The organism is Anaerosolibacter carboniphilus (genome assembly GCF_014205875.1).
GTDB classification, from domain to species: Bacteria; Bacillota; Clostridia; order Peptostreptococcales; family Thermotaleaceae; genus Anaerosolibacter; species Anaerosolibacter carboniphilus.
Map to the genome: position 1 here is coordinate 71,010 of NZ_JACHEN010000014.1, position 20,963 is coordinate 91,972.

Consider the following 20,963-nt stretch of genomic DNA (forward strand, 5'->3'; position numbering starts at 1 on the left):
TACAAATATCATTTAGCCAAATTTTTTTGAAGTGCATAATAGTGCACTTCTTTTTTTCATGTTTGCTTCTATTCGGAACGACGAGGGCATCGTTCCCTACGTTTCCTACAAGCGTTCATTTTAATGCAAGTTGTTAAAAAGTCAGGGTTCATAAATAGTCAAATATCCTATATAATGTTAATGTAGCCTGAGGGTATGAGATGAATGAGATAATAAGGAGATATGGATGACGAATATTATAAATTTTTTATCGGATGAGATTATGGTTCTTTTGATTGCTGCCATGCCAGTAGTGGAGCTGAGAGGGGCGATTCCATTTGGGGTATCCCTCGGTATGCATCCTTTGCATGCCATGGTGTTGGGGATATTAGGAAGCATGCTTCCAGTACCGTTTTTGCTTTTATTTTTAAAACCTGTGTTTCGAGAAATGAGGAAGCATCGGCTGTTTAAGAAGTTTGTGGAATGGGTTACCCACAGAACCATGAAGAAAGCGAAAAATATCAAAAAATACAGTGCTTTGGGACTTCTGATTTTTGTAGCAGTACCCTTGCCTACCACAGGGGTTTGGACTGGGTCTATCGCGGCAGCATTGCTGGATATACGCTTTCGGACTGCATTTTTGGCTATATTTGCCGGGAATTCCATTGCAGCGTTGATTATGATGGCGTTAAGCCATGCAGCGTTTGGGTTTTAGGAGGTTAGAAGTTTTAAAGAAAAGTGCGATGGCTGAAGTACAAGTAAAAAGATATATCCATTACGTTGAATTTATTATGATAGGGGAAATAGTACGATATGAAGCAAAGAAAATTACTAATTGTATTGATCATGTTGGCTGTGCTACTGCTAACTTCGTGTGGAAGTATTGAGGTGACAACGGAGCCTGGGGAACAGTTCCAGGGAAGTCAAGAATTAGAGGTGCACTTTATCGATGTGGGGCAAGGAGATGCGATTTTGATTAAGACACCTATGAATGAAAGTGTTTTGATTGACGCTGGAGGGAATGATGACGAGGAGCGGGTAGTGGCGTACTTGCAAAATCAAGGAGTAACATCGTTGAAGGCCGTAGTAGGAACCCATCCTCACGAAGATCATATCGGTGGTTTGGATCAAGTAATCGATCATTTTCCAGTGGAGAAAGTATATATGCCGAAGGTGATTCACAACACCAAGACATTTGAAGATGTTTTAGATGCCATAGATCGTAAAGGATTGAAAATCACCCGGGCGATTCACGGGGAGAAGCTAGAAGTGGAAGGCGTCCAAAGCATGTTTTTAGCACCTATTGAGGAAAAGTACAAAGAATTGAACGATTATAGTGCTGTGATTCGATTGCAATATAAGGATATGGTATTCCTTTTCACAGGGGATGCGGAGGCGTTAGCAGAGGAAGAAATGTTGATGAACAACCCGTCAGGATTGTTAAAAGCCCATGTGCTGAAGGTAGGTCATCACGGCAGTAAAAGCTCTACTTCAGATTCTTTTTTAGAGGTTGTAGCACCTGACTACGCGGTGATTTCAGCAGGAACGGACAATAAATATGGTCATCCCCACAAAGAAACCATGGATAAGCTTGAGAATATGGGTATTCAAGTGTTGAGAACGGATATGGATGGAAACATCGTTTTTAAAAGCGACGGACAAAGGATACAAATTTTGAAAGGGGAATAAAGGGATGTTTGTGTTGGATCGTATAGAGGGTGATTGGGCAATGGTTGAGTATGGAAAAACGATGCTGCAGCTGCCCAAAACATTGCTTCCTGAAAATGCAAAAGAAGGAGACATTCTGCAAATACATATTTCTGTGAATAAGGAACAGACTAACAACAGGAAGGAAAGATTGGAAGAAAAAGCAAGAAGACTTTTTGATTGAAAAAGTATTGACTTTCATAGACATCCATGATAGTATTTTTTCTGTTGAATTGAATAGAAATCTTGATGCCTTATCAAGAGTGGTGGAGGGAATAGGCCCTGAGAAACCCGGCAACCGGTAACAAACGCGGTGCTAAATCCTACAGAGTATGCGATCTGAGAGATGAGGGCGAATTGGTAATAGACCTCTTCTTGTGATGAAGAGGTTTTTTTATGTGAATTTAGGGTAGAATATGAGATGTAAGTTGAAGGTTGGAGGAGATTTCTTCGAAGTTAATCTTGGACACCGGACACCATGAGCCGTGCGAAACCACTGAAAAAGTTTCAATTAGAGAAAAATCTTCGAGCCTGTCATTCTGAGCCCAGCGAAGAATCTAGTATTTAAAGGCTTTAGAGATTCTTCATTTCACTGCGTTTCATTCAGAATGACAAAATTCTAGATTTTTTCAGAGGCCTCGAACCGTGCACCGAGTACCGAGATTGTAAGATTCACTCTGGTACTAGCAATCATTTTATAAGTCAATAAAACTTAAAATATACATATTTCAAGGGAGGTATACAAATGACAAGAAGATTATTTACTTCAGAATCAGTGACAGAAGGACATCCAGATAAAATCTGTGACCAGATTTCAGATGCTATTTTAGATGCTATTTTTACAGAGGACCCACAGGCTCGTGTTGCTGCAGAGACATCTGTAACGACTGGACTTGTTTTGGTAGCAGGAGAGATCACAACAAAGTGCTATGTAGATATTCCAAAGGTAGTAAGAAAAACGATTGAAGAAATTGGTTATACAAGAGCAAAGTATGGTTTCGATGCCGATACATGTGCAGTACTTACTTCTATTGACGAGCAGTCACCTGATATCGCCATGGGTGTTAATGAAGCCCTAGAGCATAAAAAAGGTGAGATGGATGACGCTATCGAAGCTACTGGTGCAGGAGACCAAGGAATCATGTTTGGTTTTGCTTGTAATGAAACACCAGAGTTGATGCCACTTCCTATTTCATTGGCTCATAAGCTGGCAAGAAGATTATCCGAGGTAAGAAAGAATGGAACGTTGGAATACCTTCGACCAGATGGAAAAACACAAGTAACTGTTGAATACGTAGATGATAAGCCAGTGCGTGTAGATACAATCGTTATCTCAACACAGCACAGCCCAGAGGTAAATCAACCAGAAATCGAAAGAGATATGATTGAGCATGTAATCAGAAAGATTGTACCAGCGAATCTTTTAGATGATAAGACAAAGTATTACATCAACCCAACAGGTAGATTCGTAATCGGTGGACCTCAGGGAGATGCTGGTTTAACAGGTAGAAAAATCATCGTAGATACCTACGGTGGATATGCAAGACACGGCGGCGGTGCGTTCTCAGGAAAAGATCCTACAAAGGTAGACCGTTCTGCGGCTTATGCAGCAAGATACGTTGCAAAGAACATCGTTGCAGCAGGCCTTGCTGATAAGTGTGAAATCGAACTTGCATATGCAATCGGTGTGGCACAGCCTGTATCTGTTTTAGTAGAAACTTTTGGTACTGCTAAAATCAGCGAGGAAAAATTGGCTGAGTTGGTGAAGAAGCATTTTGACTTAAGACCAGCTGCCATCATCAGAGATTTGGATTTAAGAAGACCTATCTACAGACAAGTGGCTGCTTACGGACACTTTGGAAGAACGGATATCGAGCTTCCATGGGAAAAAACAGACAAAGCAGAGACATTAAGAAAAGAAGGTCTTGGCGCATAATAATATGGAAGCCCCGCAAATGCGGGGCTTTTTTGTTTTTGATATAGCACATATTTTTCCAATGCTGCATATGCTAAACAAAAGGGGTAATTCTATGGGACGAGATATATGGATACAATGGTTTATCTGGATTTTCTTCCTATATGGGCTGTATGAATTTGCATGTATGCTCTTCTATAGATCTCGAGGGTATAAGAAAAAGAAAGACAGCAGGCTGGTCATGGTAGTTCATAATGGAGAGGATTATATTGAAGGGCTGCTGCGAACGTTGGCCGCTCAAGGATTTGAGATTGATGTGGTAGATAAGAAATCTACCGATGCCACCAGAGGAATTATAGAAAAATTATCCCACGATCAGGAGAATATTCATTTGATAGAGGAAGACTTTGGAAAAGTGGAGGAAGAGATAGACAAAGACATTCATCCATGATTTTTAATAATGGTTTTCAACATGCTAATACAGACACATTCACATAAATGCAGATTACAATGGACTTCACGAGTATATGAAGGTAAAGGTCGACTTAGGAATAGGTCGGCTTTTTTCTTTTTTGTTCTAGGAGCCTACAATAGGACTATACCATGGTAAATAGAGGACCGGTCCTCCTTGAATGAAGGAGGAAGAAATATGGAGTACCTATTGAAGGATTTGATTCTGGATTGTAAAGAAGGAAAGGAAGCAGCGAAACAGGAGATTTTGGAGAGATTAAGACCTTTGATCCTATCTTCCATAAGAAATTATTATTTTGGTCGGGAAGCTTATGAGGATCTATTACAGGCGGGATATGTAAAGATTTTGGCAGAGATCGGACGCTTTGATGAGAAACGAGGCATACCTTTTCTAGGATTTATAAAACAGCAGTTAAAGTATTTCTACATGGATAAAGGCAGGAGAGAAATCCCTGAATTATCTTTGAACAATTTAAGCCTGGAAGGAGATAGCGTTATTGAATTTATAGATTGGATACCTGATGGCAGGCCTGCTATAGAAGATTTGCTGATAAGTAAGGAAGCCTATTTTGCTTTAGGACAAGCCTTGGCCCTATTAACAGATAAACAAAAACGGATACTGCTATTACATTATGGGCAAGGTTTGAGCTGGATTAAGATTGCAGATCACTTAGAGGTTCATTATCAGACGGTAATAAAAACAAAGGACGCAGCCATTCGCAGGATAAGATCTTGTGTGAAATTATAAGTACTATACTAATTTTTTCATCACATTTCCATCTATATAAGTGAAAGGAGGTGATTTTGATGCCAGTAAATGTAACATTAGGCGCTTCAAGACTTAAAATTTCGTACAGCGTAGGTCTTGATGACAATGGAAAAGAGAAGCTTAAGACCAAAACCTATACCAACATAAAACCAACAGCATTGGATGATGATGTTTATGCAGTAGCCAGTGCTTTGGTAGGGTTACAGAGCAATCCTGTGGTGAGTGTGGGTAGAGTGGATGAGAAGAAAATTACACAGGCGTAGTTTTCTTTTCAAGGTCGGATGATGGAAGGAGGTGACATGAATGCCAGAAAAAAGATTGGAAATGACCTTTAAGAATCAGTTGGGAACAACGATGAAGATCACTGTAGACCAAGTGAGGGACGATACTACCGAGGCCGAGGTACAGGCAGCGATGCAGCTCATCCTCGATAAGAATATCTTCCAAACCAACAGTGGAGAACTGGTTGCCATCGATTCAGCCAGAATCGTAACGACAGATGTGGAGGAAGTGATAGCCTAGGAGGTGAACCATCGTGGAAGAAGTCTATACTCATATTGCCAATCTGGGATTTCCTATTGCTGTCTCGATATACCTGTTGGTTCGGATTGAGGGGAAACTGGAATATCTCAGCGCAAGCATACATGAGCTAGCGAAGGCAGTTGCAGCGATGAAGTAGGTAAAAAAGGGAGGCGTTTCCAAATGATTGGAAAACGCTCCCTTTTTTTCATAGACATAGAAAAAAGAATAGGATATAATAGAACGTAATAGAACATACGTTCTTAAGGATGAGGTGAAAACTTATGAAACTAGAGCAGATCATTGAAAAAGGAATCTATGCAGTAGTACCTACCTATCAGCCATCGAAGGGAAATGTTACGAAAATCATTGGTACGGATGGAAGTATCTATATAGATGGTCGAGTTGTGAAAACCGTTCTGAAATCTATTTGCAAGCAGTATGCGGTTCATATAGAACATTGTAGGGAAAAATATGGAAAAATGATTAATCAACGGCTTAGTGTTCCACTACCTATTCATAAGGATTTGCTTTTGATACCTGTAAAGGTTAGAAAGCCGATGTTTGCCAATGATGGTGCCTGTGGTTATATCAATCTTCATGGAATAGAGACCATTCAAGGTAAGGATGAAAATACGGTATTTGTTTTGAAAAATGGTACAGAGATTGAGTGCATGCACCGACTCAGAACCGTATATCAGCATGTGAATAATGCGCGGCTGATTGCTAGACAGTTCTCCTTATTTGGAGATGATCAGGAAGGTTATGATCGAGTTCATGAGTTATATGAGCACTATCATGCACCGGCTACCAGAGGAGATATCGAACTATTGAAAAAGGAAGTATTGGAGCTCGTTCAGGTGCTGAAGAAGAGTTTGGGAAAATAAAAAAGGCCGTAAAGGCCTTTGTGATTACATGAACATATCGACGAGTAAACCACGAATATCATCGACTTTTTTAAGAATACGGATGTTATCTTTTTCGTTTTTTAGAAACTCTTTGGTTAAGCTTTCTAGTTCACTATTGACCTCTTTGACGATAGAGAAAACTCTATGTCTGCCACGACGGTCTAAGAAGCTGTCTTTGGAAAATTGGTAAGTGTTGCGTACAGCTACATCCATAAAGTTCTGTACAAGTTTTTTATATTGTAATAAATCTCCCAAGTAGAGTTTATCATTAAATTTGTCAGCCTGCTGATCGATATCTGACAGTAAGCTGGTCAACTTTTCTGTGACATTGCTACCTTTTAACTGTTTTAGACGTACGTCAAAGCTGGAACCAAAATCTTTTTCGATTTTAGCAGGTTCCCTGGACATGGTTTTGCCAAAAACATTTTGTTTATTCATATCTGTAACTTTTAAACTCATGGATTCCTCTCCCAACTACGAAGGATTCTATTAAAATTCTTTTTAAAATATGACCTACATACGGTAGAAGGGACTTAAGTTCCTTCTATGCGAAATGAAATTAGACAATTATAAAGAGCTATTCAGATGCTCTATTATATATTTCGGCAACAAAAAGAAAAAATTCAATTTTTTATAAGCTTTATGAAGCTAATTTTTAAATGTGATAGATTACTGAAAGTTTATCACAAACCATTTGAAATGTATATATGACTACTGTGCTATAATAATAGTAACAAATCCATCAGGAGGAAATTATGTCTGTAGAAATCCAAGGAATATTATCTGAGATTATTTTTCGCAATGAAGCCAATGGCTATATCGTAGGTGTCCTTGACACAGAAGAAAAACCCGTGACCATTGTGGGATATATGCCCATGATGAATCAAGGGGAGAATCTTGCTGTCCAAGGGAAATGGATTCAGCATCCCGTCTATGGTGAGCAATTAGAGATTGTATCCTACAGACAGGTTGTCCCCAATACTATTGAAGGCATTGAGAACTATCTGGCGTCAGGAGTGATCAAAGGCATTGGTGCCAAGACAGCCAAAAAAATTGTGGAACAGTTTGGAAAGGATGCATTGGATGTCATTCAGTACAGTCCCCATATGCTTATGAAGATTGAGGGCATTGGACAAGCAAAGGCGAACATGATCGCAGAAGCCTTTCAAGAGCAGCGGGAGCTTCGTGAGGTGATGTTATTCCTCCAACTGTTTGGGGTGACGCCGAATTATGCGGTGAAGATCTATAAGCGTTATGGAGATGAAGCCGTAGGACGCATCAAAGAAAATCCATATCGACTGGCCGATGACATCATTGGTATTGGATTTAAGATGGCCGATACCATCGCCAAGCGGATGGGGATCGATCCTCAATCTCCTTACAGGGTGATGTGCGGAATCAAATATATGTTAGGACAATATAGCTTGGAAGGGCACACCTATATTCAGCGAGAGGAACTGGTGGAATCTACGGCAAAAATGCTTGAGGTCCATCGGAATCTGGTGGAGGATGGCATTACCAACCTTGCACTGAATTATGACATTCAATTGGAAAACCTTGAGGGAGAAATTGTCGTATTTGGGATGCCTTATTATTATGCTGAGCTTTACGTATGCAAGAAGCTCATAGAGTTAGGACAAGGTGAGATCGATCGTTTGACCGATGGATTAACGGCTGAAATAGATGCTATTGAAAAAAACAGTGGGATTGAACTGGCAGAAAATCAAAGAGCTGCCATTGAAGCTGCCTGTAAAAACGGCGTTTTGGTGATTACAGGTGGACCAGGTACAGGAAAGACAACGACGATTAATAGCATCATTAAAATATTTGAAAATCAAAATCTAACCATGGCTTTGGCTGCACCCACAGGGAGGGCTGCAAAGCGGATGAGTGAGGCCACAGGAAGAGAGGCGAAGACGATCCACCGATTGTTGGAGTATTCCTTTGGTGAGGATGACGCTGCCATGGGTTTTACGAAAAATGAGGAGGAACCCTTGCCTGTGGATGTGGTGATCATTGACGAAATGTCTATGGTAGATATTCTATTGATGAAGGCTTTGATGAAGGCCATTACGCTTGGAACAAGAGTGATTTTGGTGGGGGATGTGGATCAGCTGCCTTCGGTAGGTCCAGGAAATGTATTGAAGGACATCATAGATAGTCAAATCATCCCTGTGGTGAAGCTGGATCAAATTTTTAGACAAGCCCAGGAAAGCATGATCATTGTCAATGCCCATAGAATCAATAAGGGACATTATCCATATATCAACAGCAAGGATAAGGACTTTTATTTTATCACCAAAAAAAGCCAAGAGCAGATTGCCCAGACCATTAAGGATTTATGCAAGGAGCGTCTGCCAAAATATAATAATTTTGATCCTATCAAGGATATACAAGTTCTCACCCCTATGAAAAAGGGCCAAGTAGGGATGTATCAGATGAACAATGAGCTGCAGCAAATCTTAAATCCTCCCCATATCAGCAAGGAGGAAAAGGAAATGAAGGACAAGCGATTCCGGGTGGGAGACAAGGTTATGCAGATGAAGAATAACTACAATTTGAAGTGGAAGAAGCTTGAGGATGGGATAGAAGGTGAAGGAGTTTTCAATGGTGACTTTGGATATATCCAGGAGATAGATCATGAAGAGAGAGAAATGGTGGTGCTCTTCGATGAAGAGAAACTTGTAAAATATGATTTTGCTCAGCTGGAGGAGCTGGAACTGGCCTATTGTATTACCATCCACAAGAGCCAAGGGAGTGAGTTCCCTGTGGTGGTTATGCCTGTCTGTTGGGGACCTCCCATGCTTTTGACAAGAAATCTATTATATACTGCCGTAACCCGTGCCAAGGAGCTGGTGGTTTTGGTGGGGATGGAGAGCAATCTAAAAGAAATGGTGAACAACAACAGAATCATTCGGAGAAATTCTGGGCTAGGTACAAGACTAAAACGATTTTTAACTGAAAACCTTATTGAGTTTTAGGAATTCCCTTATTGTTGTTGGAATATTTTACAAATTATGATAAAATATTCACAGGTATAGGGGTGGGAGGAGCTTCACATGAAAAAGGAATTTGGTTATAACGATTATTATAGATTGTTTATATTTATAACCTTTGGTATCATTTTTGCGCTAAATCTCGTAAATATTAACTCCTGGAATTTTGGGATTGTAGGAACCTTGCTGCCTATATGGATCCTTCTGAACTATATGGTGGGTGCCAAGAAAATTCCCAGAGGGAATCGGGTGTATCGAACATGGATAAAGATCATAGGCAATTTTATCCTCTTTAGCGCACTGCTATATTTCATTGGGGGATATACAAATTTATCCTATACAGTATTTCATTTTTTTATGATTGTTTCAACAACTGTTTTGATTTCTCCTATGGCAGGTGTAATGACATTGGCCTTGAACTTTGTAATTGCCCTAAGGATGGTGTTTTCTCAGGAGCATATTTTGAATAGCTTCATTATTCATAGCTATGCCTATGGTGGTGCTTTGGTCATTGGCTATTTTATACGCAAGGAAAAAGCACGGCAGAGGAAGTTGGATCATAAGATCAGAGAACTGGATGCTCTATATAAGATTAGTAAAATGATAGATTATTTTCCAGGCACAGATGAAATCTTGGATAAAATCACGACGATTGTCGCAGAAACCATTGGAGCTGCCATGTGTCTGATCATGTTGTATGATGAAGAACAAGAGCTGTTGGTGGCAAAGGCGGGTTATGGTGTGTCAGAAGATGCCATAAAGAACTTTGCCTTGAGGAAAAATCAGGGCATTGAGGGCGAAGTCGTTGAAAACAGCAGTAGAATTACCTGCAGTGAAATAGGGGATTTAGAGATTTATCGTAAAATATTTCATGGAAAGCTTGAAACCATAACGGTCATCCCTTTATATTTGAAAAACAAGGTAATTGGAACCCTAAGTATTTACGATGTGGAAGACAAGCATTATACCACTGAGGACATCGACCTATTGGATATGATGGGTTCAAGGATTGGAATGATCCTGGAAAATGATAAGCTATATAAGCAGATTCATACCAAAGCGATTATGGATGGACTCACGGGACTTTATAATCATAAGCAGTTTTATGACCGTCTAAAACATGAAATTCAGACCGCAAAGAAAAAGGAATATCAATTATACCTGTTGATGATTGACATCGATCGGTTTAAGGCATTTAATGATCAATACGGCCATTTGGTAGGGGATCAAGTGTTGGTGCAGATTGCAGATACTATAAAGAGAAGCATTCGGGAAACGGACTTTGCAGCTCGATATGGTGGGGAAGAATTTGCAGTGATCTTGCCGAATTCAGACGATGAAACAGCTGTTAAGGTTGCAGACCGTATACGAAGTAATGTAAAGAAAACAACAGAGACCATCGAACAGCTCCATGGGCAAGATGTAGAGATTACGGTCAGTATTGGTATCTCTTGTTATCCTGACTGCTCTAACGATTTTGTCAATTTGGTGGATATTGCAGACGTCCGCATGTATAAAGGGAAAGCCATGGGCGGAGATCGGATTATTGCGTAAAAGGTTAGTAGTTAGATGTTAGTAGATAGTGGTAAAACCAAAACAGATTAGAAGATTATAGGATTTGGCTAGGATGTCTGACGGAAGAAAAAAACTTGACAAGAATATATGCCCCAAATAAAATTGCACTAACCACTAACCACTAACCACTAACCACTAACCACTAACCACTAACCACTAACCACTAACCACTAACCACTAACCACTAACCACTAACCACTAAGGGGGATTCTTATGGGGTATAAGACTATGGTCAATGAGTTGATAGAGACACTTCTTGATTTTGTCTATCCTCGAAACATATACTGTATTCTCTGCGGGGAGGTCATTGAAAAGACAGAGAGCTATTCCTTATGTACAACCTGTCAAGAGCAGGTCAAGTTTATTACTTCCAGGTTTTGCGAGAAATGTGGAAAGCCTCTGGAATCCATGTATCTACCGCAAAAATGTCCTGATTGCATACAGAATGTCCACTATTTTACAAAGGGGTTCTCCTGCATAGAATATGATGACAATATAAAGAAGTTGGTTTATGATTTGAAATACCACAATAAAAGATACCTGGCTTATCATATGGCGGAAATGATGACGGCGCGTTTTATGAAACTGGAGTGGGAGAAGCCTGATGTGATTGTGCCCATACCCCTTCATCCAAAGAAGGAGAAGGAGAGGGGATTTAATCAATCAGCCCTCATCGCAAAGTATATAGGAGAATCTTTAGATATCCCAGTTGAGTATAGATCAGTTCTACGAACCAAGGAAACAGAAACTCAGAATAGGTTGAATAGGGAAGAAAGAAAAGAAAATCTGAAAAATGCATTTCAAATTATAAAAAGTCAAAAATTTACTGATAAAAAAGTTTTAATTCTTGACGATATATATACTACAGGGAGTACGATGGATGCTTGTGCCAAAGAATTGTGTAAGATGAAGCCAAAGGAAATCATTTTCATGACCTTTGCTACAGGTAGGAATGTGTAGGAAGGAAAGCTTTTATTCAAATAAAATCTACAACAATCGATAACGGTTAACCGCCATAGAAGGAGGAAAGGACATGGGAGATATTAGGAACTGCAAGCAGTGTGGGAAGTTATTTCAATACAATGGGATAACTAAAATATGTGCCAAGTGTGCTAGGGAAGATGATGAACTATTTAAGGTTGTAAAGGAGTACGTTTATGACCATCCAGGTGCCACGATCACAGAGGTAAGCGAAGAGACAAATGTGGATGAGGATCGTATTCTGCGATATTTAAGACAAGGAAAGCTTGAACTCACCGGTGAAGGCGGTGCCTTGGTGTTGGATTGTGAAAGATGCGGAAGAGGTATTAAAACAGGTCGTTTCTGTGATGCTTGTGCCCATGAAATCGAGACAGAACTAAAGAGTGGTTTCTCTAGAGCTGCTGAGAAACAAAAACCGATCGGAAATAAAATGTTTACAGCTGAAATGAACAAGAGAAGATAATTTTAAAAAAAACGTAAAGTGATACCCTGCTTATGCCGATACTAGGAATAGAAGATTCGGTAGAAGTGGGGTGTTTTTTTATGAAAATAACAAATAATCAAAACGTACAAAAAATATTGGGTGCTTATAAAAAGAAGTTAGAAGGTACTGAAAAGACAGCTAAGCTGAAGCAAGAAAATGATAAGGTGGAGATTTCCGAAACCGCAAGGGAGTTTCAAATTGCGCTGAATGCTTATAAAAAGTTGCCAGAGGTAAGACAGAATAAGGTGGATGAAGTTACGAAACAAATCCAATCTGGAAACTATACTCCTTCTGCGGAAGAAGTTGTACATAGCATATTTGATCGTAAGATTTAATCCTATAAGTTGAAGGTGTTGTACCTTCAACTTCGTCTATGAATAAGGAGGAACGTCATGTCAAAATCCATTGAGCAGTTGATAACGGTTTTAAAGGAAGAATGCAATCTATATAAGGATTATTTGGATTTGGCGCGTGAAAAAAAGACTGCTGTCATTAAGGGAGAAATCAAAGAATTGGATCATATCACAAAGCGAGAACAGAATATGATCGTGAACATGGGGAAGGTAGACCAGATTCGTACAGCGATTATCGGCAACATACTCCTGGAGAAAAATATAGCCAGTGTAGAAACGATCAGTGAATTAGCAGATCTGATTGAGGAACCAGCCAGGGCGACGATTTTAAAATTGAAAGACAATCTTGCTGCACTGCTGGAAGAAACGAAGAATTTGAATCATATAAATAGCGAACTGCTTCAGCAAGCATTAGAATATGTAGACTATAATATTAATCTGCTGACAAGTGCGCAACCACAAAGCAGCACCTATGGGAACAAGGCTGATGAAAAAGACTTAAAGGCACGAGCAAATATTTTTGATGCCAAGATATAAGGAGGATTTTCATGCGATCGACTTTTTTTGGTTTAAATACATCCGTATCGGGACTCTTTGCCAGCCAAAGAGCCTTAGATGTAACAGGTCATAATATTTCCAATGCCAATACACCAGGGTACTCTAGACAGAGACTAAATGTAACCCAGTCTCTTGCCTTGACCCTTCCAAATGGACAAGGGATGATTGGTACAGGCGTTGATACGAGAAATATTCAGCAATTGAGAGACAAATTTTTAGATTATAAATATTGGCAAGAAAATACAACTCTTGGGAAATGGACTACCAGAGCAGATTCCTTAGAACAGATAGAAGCTATACTCAATGAACCTTCGGATAGTGGAATTCAGACTGTTATGGACGAGTTTTATTCTGCCTTGCAGGAGTTAAGTCAAGGGGAAAAAGCTGACAACCTTACTGTAAGAACACAAGTAAGAGAGCGAGGCATTGCCCTAACGAAAACTTTAAACCATATGTACAGTCAACTGCAAAATATGCAGAAAAATATGGACTTTGAAGTGCAGACAACCGTAGACCAAATCAATGGATATGCCAAACAAATCGCAAATCTAAATAAACAAATTTTCCAATACGAATTAGACGGTAGTAATGCCAATGATTTGAGAGATCAAAGAAATCTATTGGTGGATCAACTGTCAGAGTTAGTGGATATTGAAGTCCAGGAGAGCGCGGATGGTAGATTCAAGGTTGCTGTGAATGGCATAAGCCTAGTATCCCATTATGATTGCCAGCAGCTTAAGGTCGAAAAACGCACAACTGAAAAGAATCCTGGTGTGGATAACAAAGGGTTATTAGAAGTAAAATGGGAGAATGGAACCTCCTTTAACTGTAAATCTGGGAAGCTCCAGGGTGTATTGGATACAAGAGATAATATAGACGGGAATACAAAGGGAATTCCATACTATATGGACCAATTAAATCGATTTACAACAGTTTTTGCAGCCCGATTTAATTTACAGCATAGTCAAGGGGCAGCACTTGATGGATCAACAGGTATTAATTTCTTCAACGGGCCTACTGTAGCAGAAATTACTGATCCAATAGACCCAACATGGACAGATGCCCAGATTATTAGTAACTTTGAAGAAGCAGGAACTGTAGTTTTTAAAGCAGATGGTAAATGGTATAAAGCAACGACAATAACAGCTGCGGATATCAATATTTCTGATGATATCGCTGGTAACGATGGTTTGAATAAAATAGCTGCTGCCGCAAGCCCACTAACAGGACCTGGAGACGGAAGCAATGCGTTGCTTCTACTCAATATGAGACACGATACGGGTATGTTTTCATGGGGAAGCCCGGATGACTTTTTTAAATCTTTAATCTCAAACCTCGGGGTTGACTCTCAAGAGGCAATACGTATGATGGACAATCAAAATGTTTTGGTCAACCAAATTGAAAATAGCCGACAATCCGTTTCTGGAGTTTCCATGGATGAAGAAATGGCAAACATGGTAAAATTCCAACACGCCTACAACGCCGCCGCAAGAATGATCACCACCATCGATGAAATGCTGGACAAGATCATCAATGGTATGGGTATGGTAGGAAGATAGGGAGTAAGAGACAAGAGATAAGTTGAAAGTTGTAAGTTTCGAAAGGATGCTAAATGGCTAAGTTTAAAAGTTTTGAGGAAATTGAAGCATGGAAACATGCTCGAAATTTAGTTAAAGATATATATATCTTATCTCAAACTACTAGACTGAAATATGACTATGGATTAAGAGACCAAATTCAACGAGCTGCTGTATCTGTTATGTCAAATATTGCAGAAGGATTTGAGAGAAATAGTTATAGAGAATTTATTCATTTTCTATATATTGCTAGAGGTTCTTGTGCAGAGGTGAAAAGTCAGCTATATGTGTTAATTGACTTAAATTATATAGACGAGAGAACTTTCAAAAATTTGTACGATAGAACTTCTCAGATTTCTAAAGCATTATTGGGATTAATAAACTATCTTAAGAATGCTAACAACAGTGATAAATGATTATTTCGGTTTTTAATACTTTCAACTTTCAACTTATAACTTACAACTCATCCGACTAAAAGGAGGAATAAAACAATGCGTATAACCAACTCGATGATGAATAGTCGTATGTTGCAGAATTTAAATAGAAATCTATCTAGATTAGATAAACATCAACAGCAAATGTCTACAGGAAAGTTGTTTAATAAGCCATCGGATAACCCGATTGGCGTATCGAAAAGTTTAGGGTTAAAGACGACACTATCTGAACTAAAGCAATATAAGAGCAATGCGGAAACTGCCATATCATGGCTTGAAATCACGGAATCGGCTATTGCGGATGTTGGAGATATCATCCAAAATGCAAAAGAACTAGCTACCCGTATGGCTAATGGAACTTTTTCTGATGCAGATGCAAAAAGTGCCAAGCAAGAAGTGGATCAAATGAAGGAGCAGCTTATCAAGCTGGCCAATACTACCTATGGCGGTAAATATGTGTTCTCAGGATTTCAAACCAACAAACCACTTCTGGATGCAGACGGAAATTATAATATTAGCTATGATCATAGTCTTAATGCAGATAAAGAAAAAATGTTTATTGAAGTTGGTATTGGAGACACAATAAGTGTAAATACATATGGATATGATGTTTTTGGAAATAAACCTTCAGATTTAGATGCACTACCAAATGTTAATAAAAGTAATGCGGTAGATCTAGCAGATCCAACTACAAACGCAGAAACGGAATTACTTGCAGTGTTTTCAGCATTAAGCAATGCTTTAAATAGCGAACCTGTTAATCAGGAAGAAGTTGGAAAGAGCATAGATCGTCTAGAAAAGCAGTTGGATAATGTGCTGCTTGCCAGGGGAGAAATTGGTGCAAAAGTAAACCGATTGGAATTGACAGTCAATAGAATCGAGAAAGATACGATCAACTTTACAGGACTGCTATCCAAAAATGAAGATGCTGACATGGCTGAAGTGATCATGAACTATCAAATGGATGAAAGTGTTTATCAAGCATCCCTGTCGATCGGAGCAAGGGCTATTCAGCCTACATTGATCGATTTCATTAAGTAAATCTATATAGATAGAATCCTTCGGGGGTGATGAAAGATGGATCTCCGCATTACATCGACACCAGCATTGATCGGTATCAACACCATTCCATGGAAAGTAGAAATACAACAACCCAAGGCGGATGTGGAATTAAATACTCAGCATCCTAAAGTGGAAATTCATTCGGAGCAAGTGCAGGTCCAGATCGATCAAAGTAAGTGCTTTTCAGAGGCAGGACTAAAGCCTATATCAGAATTATCCAAAGAAAATGCAGATTTAGGACACCAAAAGGTCATGGAGGGAATCGCAAGGAGAGTACGTCAGGGACATGAGTTGGCAGCTATCCATAAGGGCGGAAATCCCATCGCATCTCATGCAGCAGAAAATGCATTCCACTTGGATGATAAAGAATTTACCTTCGACCTCATTCCCAAAAGCAGACCTAAGATTGATTTTATTGGTGGAACGGTAGACATCAATGTGATTGAGGGAAAGGTAGACATGGAGGTGCAAGTCAATAAGCCAATTATTGACTTTACCAGGGGTAAGGTAGAAATCTACCTGAGGCAAAGGAATAGTATTCAGATCGAATACGTGGGTAATAGCTTGAATGTGACAGCGTGACGGTAGAATACATACATATTTTAGAACGATAAAGATTAAAGTTTTAAACAAAAAAATGGTATGCTAATAAGGGAGAAAAAATTCTCCCTTTTGTTGTAGAAATTTGAAACTGAGATAGAGAGGGGTTTAGGATATGCTTTTAGATACAAGACATTTTGGTGAAATCAATATTGATGAAGACAAAGTCCTTTATTTTGAAGAGGGCTTGATTGGTTTTGAAGATATGAAGCGATATGCATTGATCCCCAATGAGGATTCAGAAAATCCATTCTTATGGTTGCAGTCCATTGATACGCCGGATTTGGCGTTTGCCATTACCGATCCATTTGTCTTTAGGAAGGATTATGAGATCGAGATCTCGGAAAAGGTAAAAAAACAGTTAGAAATAGAAGAAAAAGAAGATGTGGTAGTCTACAGTATTGCTGTTATCCCAGAAGACGTTAATAAGATATCCATCAATCTGCAGGGGCCTTTGATCATCAATGTGAAATCAAAAAAAGGTAAGCAGATGATTTTAAATACAGATCAATTTCCTGTAAGATTCTTTGTTTTTGAAGACAGGATAAAGAATATAGAATAAGGAGGTGTAGAAAATGCTGGTATTGACAAGGAAGATAAACGAAAGCATTATGATTGATGATCGTATCGAAATCAAAGTCATTCAGATTGAAGAAGGAAAAATCAAACTAGGTATTTCTGCACCAAAGGATGTAAGTATTCATCGCAAGGAAATTTATCTAGAGATACAGCAAGAAAATCAAAATGCAGCTCTTGGAAGCTTGGATTTGGAACACCTTTCACAATTATTAAAAAATAAATAAAAAAATTTATTTTTGCTATAAAGTCTCCATATAAACCTTCCGATATATTGTATGTAACAGTAAAGAAACGTATCTGCAGGCGGCCGACAGTAGAGGCGTTTAAGAAAACAAAAATTTTGACAAGGATGTCAAATTATATTAAAAATCAAGGAGGAATTTACAATGAGAATTAACCACAATATGATGGCAATGAACACACACAGACAGTTAAGCATCACAAACAATGATTCAGCTAAATCAATGGAAAAATTATCTTCAGGTTACAGAATCAACAGAGCTGCTGATGATGCTGCTGGTCTTTCTATCTCTGAGAAAATGAGAGGGCAAATCAGAGGTTTACAACAAGCTTCTAGAAATGCTCAAGATGGTATTTCTTTGATCCAAACTGCAGAAGGTAACTTGAACGAAGTAAGTAATATGCTTGTAAGAATTAGAGAGTTAGCTACGCAAGCTGCTAACGGTACATATGATGCAAGCAACGATTTAACAAGAATTCAAGAAGAAGTTGACGAGTTAACAAAGCAAATTGGAGATATCAAAGACAATTCTAAGTTCAATGGTATCAATCTATTAAACAACTCTGGTACAGTTACTCTTCAAATTGGTGCAGAGTCTACGCAGACATTAGCACTAAATTCTGCAAGCTTTGACTTGTCTGCGGTTTACACTGCAGTTGATAACTATGATTTAAGTTCACAGACAGGGGCTTCTTCAGCATTAGGTGATGTCGAAACTCAAATCAATTCAGTAAGTGCTGCTAGATCTTACTTAGGAGCAAACCAAAACAGATTAGAGTACACAATCAAAAACTTAGATACATATGCTGAGAACCTACAAGCTTCTGAATCTAGAATCAGAGACGTAGATATGGCGAAGGAAATGTCTGAGTATACAAAGAATAATATTCTACAACAAGCTGCTCAGTCTATGTTAGCTCAAGCAAACCAAGCTCCACAAGGTGTACTTCAGTTATTAAGATAATCTATAAGTTCTTCATAAGAAGGTCAGGCATTGAAACCCTGACCTTCTTATTTTTTACCATTCTTTAGTGTCATGAGAAATTATACAAGTCTTGGCATGTAAGATTGCTAAAGAAAAAATATAAATTGTCGATATAAATATTAAGATGTAAGTTTTTGTTGTTTGGAGGGGGTAGTTAAATGCAGCTCAGCATTGTAATGATGGTAAAAAATGAAGAAAAATATTTAGAAGAATGCTTAAACAGCTTAGCACTAATTAGAGAGTCTATCCCTTCGGAGTTGATTATCGTAGACACTGGTTCAGACGATGACACAGTCAATATTGCTAAGCGATATACGGATAAAGTATATTTTCATTCATGGAACAATGATTTTGCCGCTATGAGAAATATAACCATCAGATATGCTAAAGGTGAATGGGTTTTCGTATTGGACGGCGATGAAATCCTAGAAAATAGTTCTGAGATCATCGGTTTTTTTAAAAAAAGAAGATACAAAGAATATAATGCGGGGATAATCCAAGTTAAAAATTATGTAAAAGGGAAAGAACGCTATAATATTGTGTCCCTATCAAGGTTATTCAAAAACCATCGTACACTTCAATATAAGGGCTCCATACATGAACAAGTAGAGATCAAGCAGCCTGTGTGTTTTTTAAAAACCATATTGTTACACTATGGATATTTGACTACGGATAAAGAATTAATGGATCGTAAATTTGATAGAAATTCGGCTATTTTATTGAAAGAGTTGAAAAAAGACCCAGAGAATATTTTCTATTGGTGTCATCTCGCACAGGCCTACAACATGCATGGAGACAATACAGAAGCTTTAGAGGCACAGCTAAAGGCTTATAATATTGCAATGAAAAACAAAGTAGATTTGTATAATCATATGCATCTCTATACGAATCTTGCAACATTTTATCATCAAAATAAAAAGTATGAAGAATTAGAAAAAGTATGCAAAGAAGCTTTAAGTGTTAGAGATGGTTATATTGATCTTTATTATTATCTTGGTAAATCCCAACAGATGCTTTATAAAGATGAAGAAGCTATAAAAAACTATAGAAATTATCTAGAAATGGCACTCCGCTACCATGATTATGCTGGGTATACTGACATCACAGTGGTTACAGTTACCTTAGATGTTTATGAGTATGTGATGGGAGAATTATGTATTTTATATGCAAGACAAGAACAATACGAAAAGGTTTTAGAATATGGAACAAAGATTAATCAGCAGGATGCCATCAAATACGCTCTGCCTGCGATTTTGCATTCATTTATTAAATTACAGGAATTTGATAGATTGGAAAACTATTATTTTAATACAATAAAAAATGCTAATTCAGATTTACAAGATACGTTTATTAATATTTTAGAGACATTAGAGTCTCTCCGCAAGAAGTATTGTTGGGATAAAATTGCTGACATATTCTCCAAAACTGATGGAGCTTATGGATTACTTAATGAATTGAGACTTAGAATATATCGAAATGAACTGAAACAATTTGATGAAAAGATTAGAACACTCGATTTTTGTGATCTACCGGCTTATTATGCAGACATCATTTATTATTTGGTAAAAGGAAAATATCCACTGCATGAATATCTATACAAGGTAAATCAAAATAAGCTAGAACAATTCTTTTGCTATTTGATCAATAAATACAAGCAGAAGATGAATCAAGATATTATAGATTATCTCCATAGCACAGCAACGGGCAAGACGTTAGCTGAAAATCGCATGATTAAATGTATCGGCAAGACTATGTTACTATGGGGATTGCTTGATCATGATGAGGAAGCTTATATATTCGAGAGATATGTACAACATGGGATCTCATACATTTGTCAGACATACCATCAAGATATTATTGAAAATCAGCTAGTCTATTTAGTTAAAAACGAAGAAGATGCATTTCTTCTATATCTTCATCAATCAGAGAAAATTAGGAGACAAGATCCTAGAGACTATATTCAATATCTTAAGAAAGCTCTGACTATCTATCCTGCCATGAAGAATGGCATTGATGTTCTGATAAGAGAATTTCAAGCAGAAAGTTCATCAAAAGAAGGAGAGATAGATCAGTATATATTAAAAATTAAGCAAGCAATCATAACACATATAGAGAGCAGACAGCTTGAACAAGCGAAAACTATGATTATGAGTTATGAAGAGATTATACCTAATGATCTGGAAATACTGATGCTTAAATCTAATATCGCGGTTTTAGAATATTAATATTTTATGGTACCATAGGGCTCTAAATAAAGGAGAGAAGGAAAT

General features: G+C 38.2%; 25 protein-coding genes and 1 riboswitch. Of the genes, 24 read left to right on the forward strand and 1 reads right to left on the reverse strand.

Annotated elements, in window-relative coordinates; genetic code table 11:
- Positions 1–226 precede the first annotated feature (226 nt).
- The 10 genes from HNQ80_RS12145 (at position 227) to HNQ80_RS12190 (ending at position 6,247) form a co-directional block, all read left to right on the forward strand.
- Positions 227–694 (forward strand): COG2426 family protein, encoded by a 468-nt coding sequence (locus tag HNQ80_RS12145; protein ID WP_184310928.1) that lies wholly within the window; start codon positions 227–229, stop codon positions 692–694.
- A gap of 98 nt (positions 695–792) precedes the next feature.
- On the forward strand, positions 793–1,668 hold the full coding sequence (locus HNQ80_RS12150) for a ComEC/Rec2 family competence protein (protein WP_184310929.1): 876 nt from the start codon (positions 793–795) through the stop codon (positions 1,666–1,668).
- Positions 1,669–1,672: 4 nt separating this feature from the next.
- A complete protein-coding gene (locus tag HNQ80_RS12155; protein ID WP_184310930.1) occupies positions 1,673–1,870 on the forward strand; it encodes a DUF3006 domain-containing protein in 198 nt (65 codons plus the stop codon).
- A gap of 67 nt (positions 1,871–1,937) precedes the next feature.
- Positions 1,938–2,039: riboswitch (SAM riboswitch) on the forward strand.
- Positions 2,040–2,431: 392 nt separating this feature from the next.
- Positions 2,432–3,622 (forward strand): methionine adenosyltransferase, encoded by a 1,191-nt coding sequence (metK, locus tag HNQ80_RS12160; RefSeq protein ID WP_184310931.1) that lies wholly within the window; start codon positions 2,432–2,434, stop codon positions 3,620–3,622.
- Between the two features lie 94 nt (positions 3,623–3,716).
- On the forward strand, positions 3,717–4,052 hold the full coding sequence (locus HNQ80_RS12165) for a glycosyltransferase (RefSeq protein WP_184310932.1): 336 nt from the start codon (positions 3,717–3,719) through the stop codon (positions 4,050–4,052).
- A gap of 198 nt (positions 4,053–4,250) precedes the next feature.
- Positions 4,251–4,820 (forward strand): RNA polymerase sigma factor, encoded by a 570-nt coding sequence (locus HNQ80_RS12170; protein WP_184310933.1) that lies wholly within the window; start codon positions 4,251–4,253, stop codon positions 4,818–4,820.
- Positions 4,821–4,879: 59 nt separating this feature from the next.
- A complete protein-coding gene (locus HNQ80_RS12175; protein WP_184310934.1) occupies positions 4,880–5,104 on the forward strand; it encodes a DUF1659 domain-containing protein in 225 nt (74 codons plus the stop codon).
- A 40-nt stretch (positions 5,105–5,144) separates the two neighbouring features.
- Entirely contained in the window at positions 5,145–5,363 is a 219-nt protein-coding gene (locus tag HNQ80_RS12180; RefSeq protein ID WP_184310935.1) for a DUF2922 domain-containing protein, read from the forward strand.
- Positions 5,364–5,376: 13 nt separating this feature from the next.
- Positions 5,377–5,520, forward strand: a complete 144-nt coding sequence (locus HNQ80_RS12185; protein WP_184310936.1) for a YvrJ family protein — start codon at positions 5,377–5,379, stop codon at positions 5,518–5,520.
- Between the two features lie 124 nt (positions 5,521–5,644).
- Positions 5,645–6,247, forward strand: coding sequence for a competence protein ComK (locus tag HNQ80_RS12190; protein WP_184310937.1), 603 nt, complete (start codon positions 5,645–5,647; stop codon positions 6,245–6,247).
- Positions 6,248–6,271: 24 nt separating this feature from the next.
- On the opposite strand, the gene HNQ80_RS12195 is transcribed toward HNQ80_RS12190, so the two are convergent.
- Positions 6,272–6,727 carry a YaaR family protein gene (locus HNQ80_RS12195; RefSeq protein WP_184310938.1) on the reverse strand — a complete coding sequence of 152 codons (456 nt, stop codon included), beginning with the start codon at positions 6,725–6,727 and terminating at the stop codon, positions 6,272–6,274.
- Positions 6,728–7,023: 296 nt separating this feature from the next.
- On the opposite strand from HNQ80_RS12195, the gene recD2 reads away from it, so the two are divergent.
- The 14 genes from recD2 to HNQ80_RS12265 all read left to right on the forward strand — a co-directional run bounded on the left by recD2 (position 7,024) and on the right by HNQ80_RS12265 (position 20,918).
- On the forward strand, positions 7,024–9,249 hold the full coding sequence (recD2, locus tag HNQ80_RS12200; protein WP_184310939.1) for an SF1B family DNA helicase RecD2: 2,226 nt from the start codon (positions 7,024–7,026) through the stop codon (positions 9,247–9,249).
- A 78-nt stretch (positions 9,250–9,327) separates the two neighbouring features.
- The gene (locus HNQ80_RS12205; protein WP_184310940.1) at positions 9,328–10,818 is read left to right on the forward strand and encodes a sensor domain-containing diguanylate cyclase; all 1,491 of its coding nucleotides are present in this window, start codon (positions 9,328–9,330) and stop codon (positions 10,816–10,818) included.
- Positions 10,819–11,052: 234 nt separating this feature from the next.
- Positions 11,053–11,799: a ComF family protein gene (locus tag HNQ80_RS12210; protein WP_184310941.1), complete on the forward strand. Its 747-nt coding sequence runs from the start codon at positions 11,053–11,055 to the stop codon at positions 11,797–11,799.
- A 73-nt stretch (positions 11,800–11,872) separates the two neighbouring features.
- Complete coding sequence (locus tag HNQ80_RS12215) at positions 11,873–12,283, forward strand: TIGR03826 family flagellar region protein (RefSeq protein WP_184310942.1); 411 nt, start codon at positions 11,873–11,875, stop codon at positions 12,281–12,283.
- A gap of 80 nt (positions 12,284–12,363) precedes the next feature.
- The gene (gene flgM / locus HNQ80_RS12220; protein WP_184310943.1) at positions 12,364–12,639 is read left to right on the forward strand and encodes a flagellar biosynthesis anti-sigma factor FlgM; all 276 of its coding nucleotides are present in this window, start codon (positions 12,364–12,366) and stop codon (positions 12,637–12,639) included.
- 57 nt (positions 12,640–12,696) lie between these two features.
- A complete protein-coding gene (locus tag HNQ80_RS12225) occupies positions 12,697–13,194 on the forward strand; it encodes a flagellar protein FlgN (RefSeq protein WP_184310944.1) in 498 nt (165 codons plus the stop codon).
- An 11-nt stretch (positions 13,195–13,205) separates the two neighbouring features.
- The gene (gene flgK, locus HNQ80_RS12230; protein WP_184310945.1) at positions 13,206–14,774 is read left to right on the forward strand and encodes a flagellar hook-associated protein FlgK; all 1,569 of its coding nucleotides are present in this window, start codon (positions 13,206–13,208) and stop codon (positions 14,772–14,774) included.
- A 53-nt stretch (positions 14,775–14,827) separates the two neighbouring features.
- Positions 14,828–15,208: a four helix bundle protein gene (locus HNQ80_RS12235; RefSeq protein WP_184310946.1), complete on the forward strand. Its 381-nt coding sequence runs from the start codon at positions 14,828–14,830 to the stop codon at positions 15,206–15,208.
- 75 nt (positions 15,209–15,283) lie between these two features.
- Complete coding sequence (flgL, locus tag HNQ80_RS12240) at positions 15,284–16,267, forward strand: flagellar hook-associated protein FlgL (protein WP_184310947.1); 984 nt, start codon at positions 15,284–15,286, stop codon at positions 16,265–16,267.
- Between the two features lie 36 nt (positions 16,268–16,303).
- Positions 16,304–16,870, forward strand: a complete 567-nt coding sequence (locus HNQ80_RS12245) for a DUF6470 family protein (RefSeq protein WP_184310948.1) — start codon at positions 16,304–16,306, stop codon at positions 16,868–16,870.
- Positions 16,871–17,003: 133 nt separating this feature from the next.
- Positions 17,004–17,450, forward strand: a complete 447-nt coding sequence (fliW, locus tag HNQ80_RS12250) for a flagellar assembly protein FliW (RefSeq protein ID WP_184310949.1) — start codon at positions 17,004–17,006, stop codon at positions 17,448–17,450.
- A gap of 13 nt (positions 17,451–17,463) precedes the next feature.
- A complete protein-coding gene (gene csrA / locus HNQ80_RS12255) occupies positions 17,464–17,691 on the forward strand; it encodes a carbon storage regulator CsrA (protein ID WP_184310950.1) in 228 nt (75 codons plus the stop codon).
- Positions 17,692–17,853: 162 nt separating this feature from the next.
- Positions 17,854–18,672, forward strand: a complete 819-nt coding sequence (locus HNQ80_RS12260) for a flagellin N-terminal helical domain-containing protein (protein WP_184310951.1) — start codon at positions 17,854–17,856, stop codon at positions 18,670–18,672.
- A 179-nt stretch (positions 18,673–18,851) separates the two neighbouring features.
- A complete protein-coding gene (locus HNQ80_RS12265) occupies positions 18,852–20,918 on the forward strand; it encodes a glycosyltransferase family 2 protein (RefSeq protein WP_184310952.1) in 2,067 nt (688 codons plus the stop codon).
- The last annotated feature ends 45 nt before the right edge of the window (positions 20,919–20,963 follow it).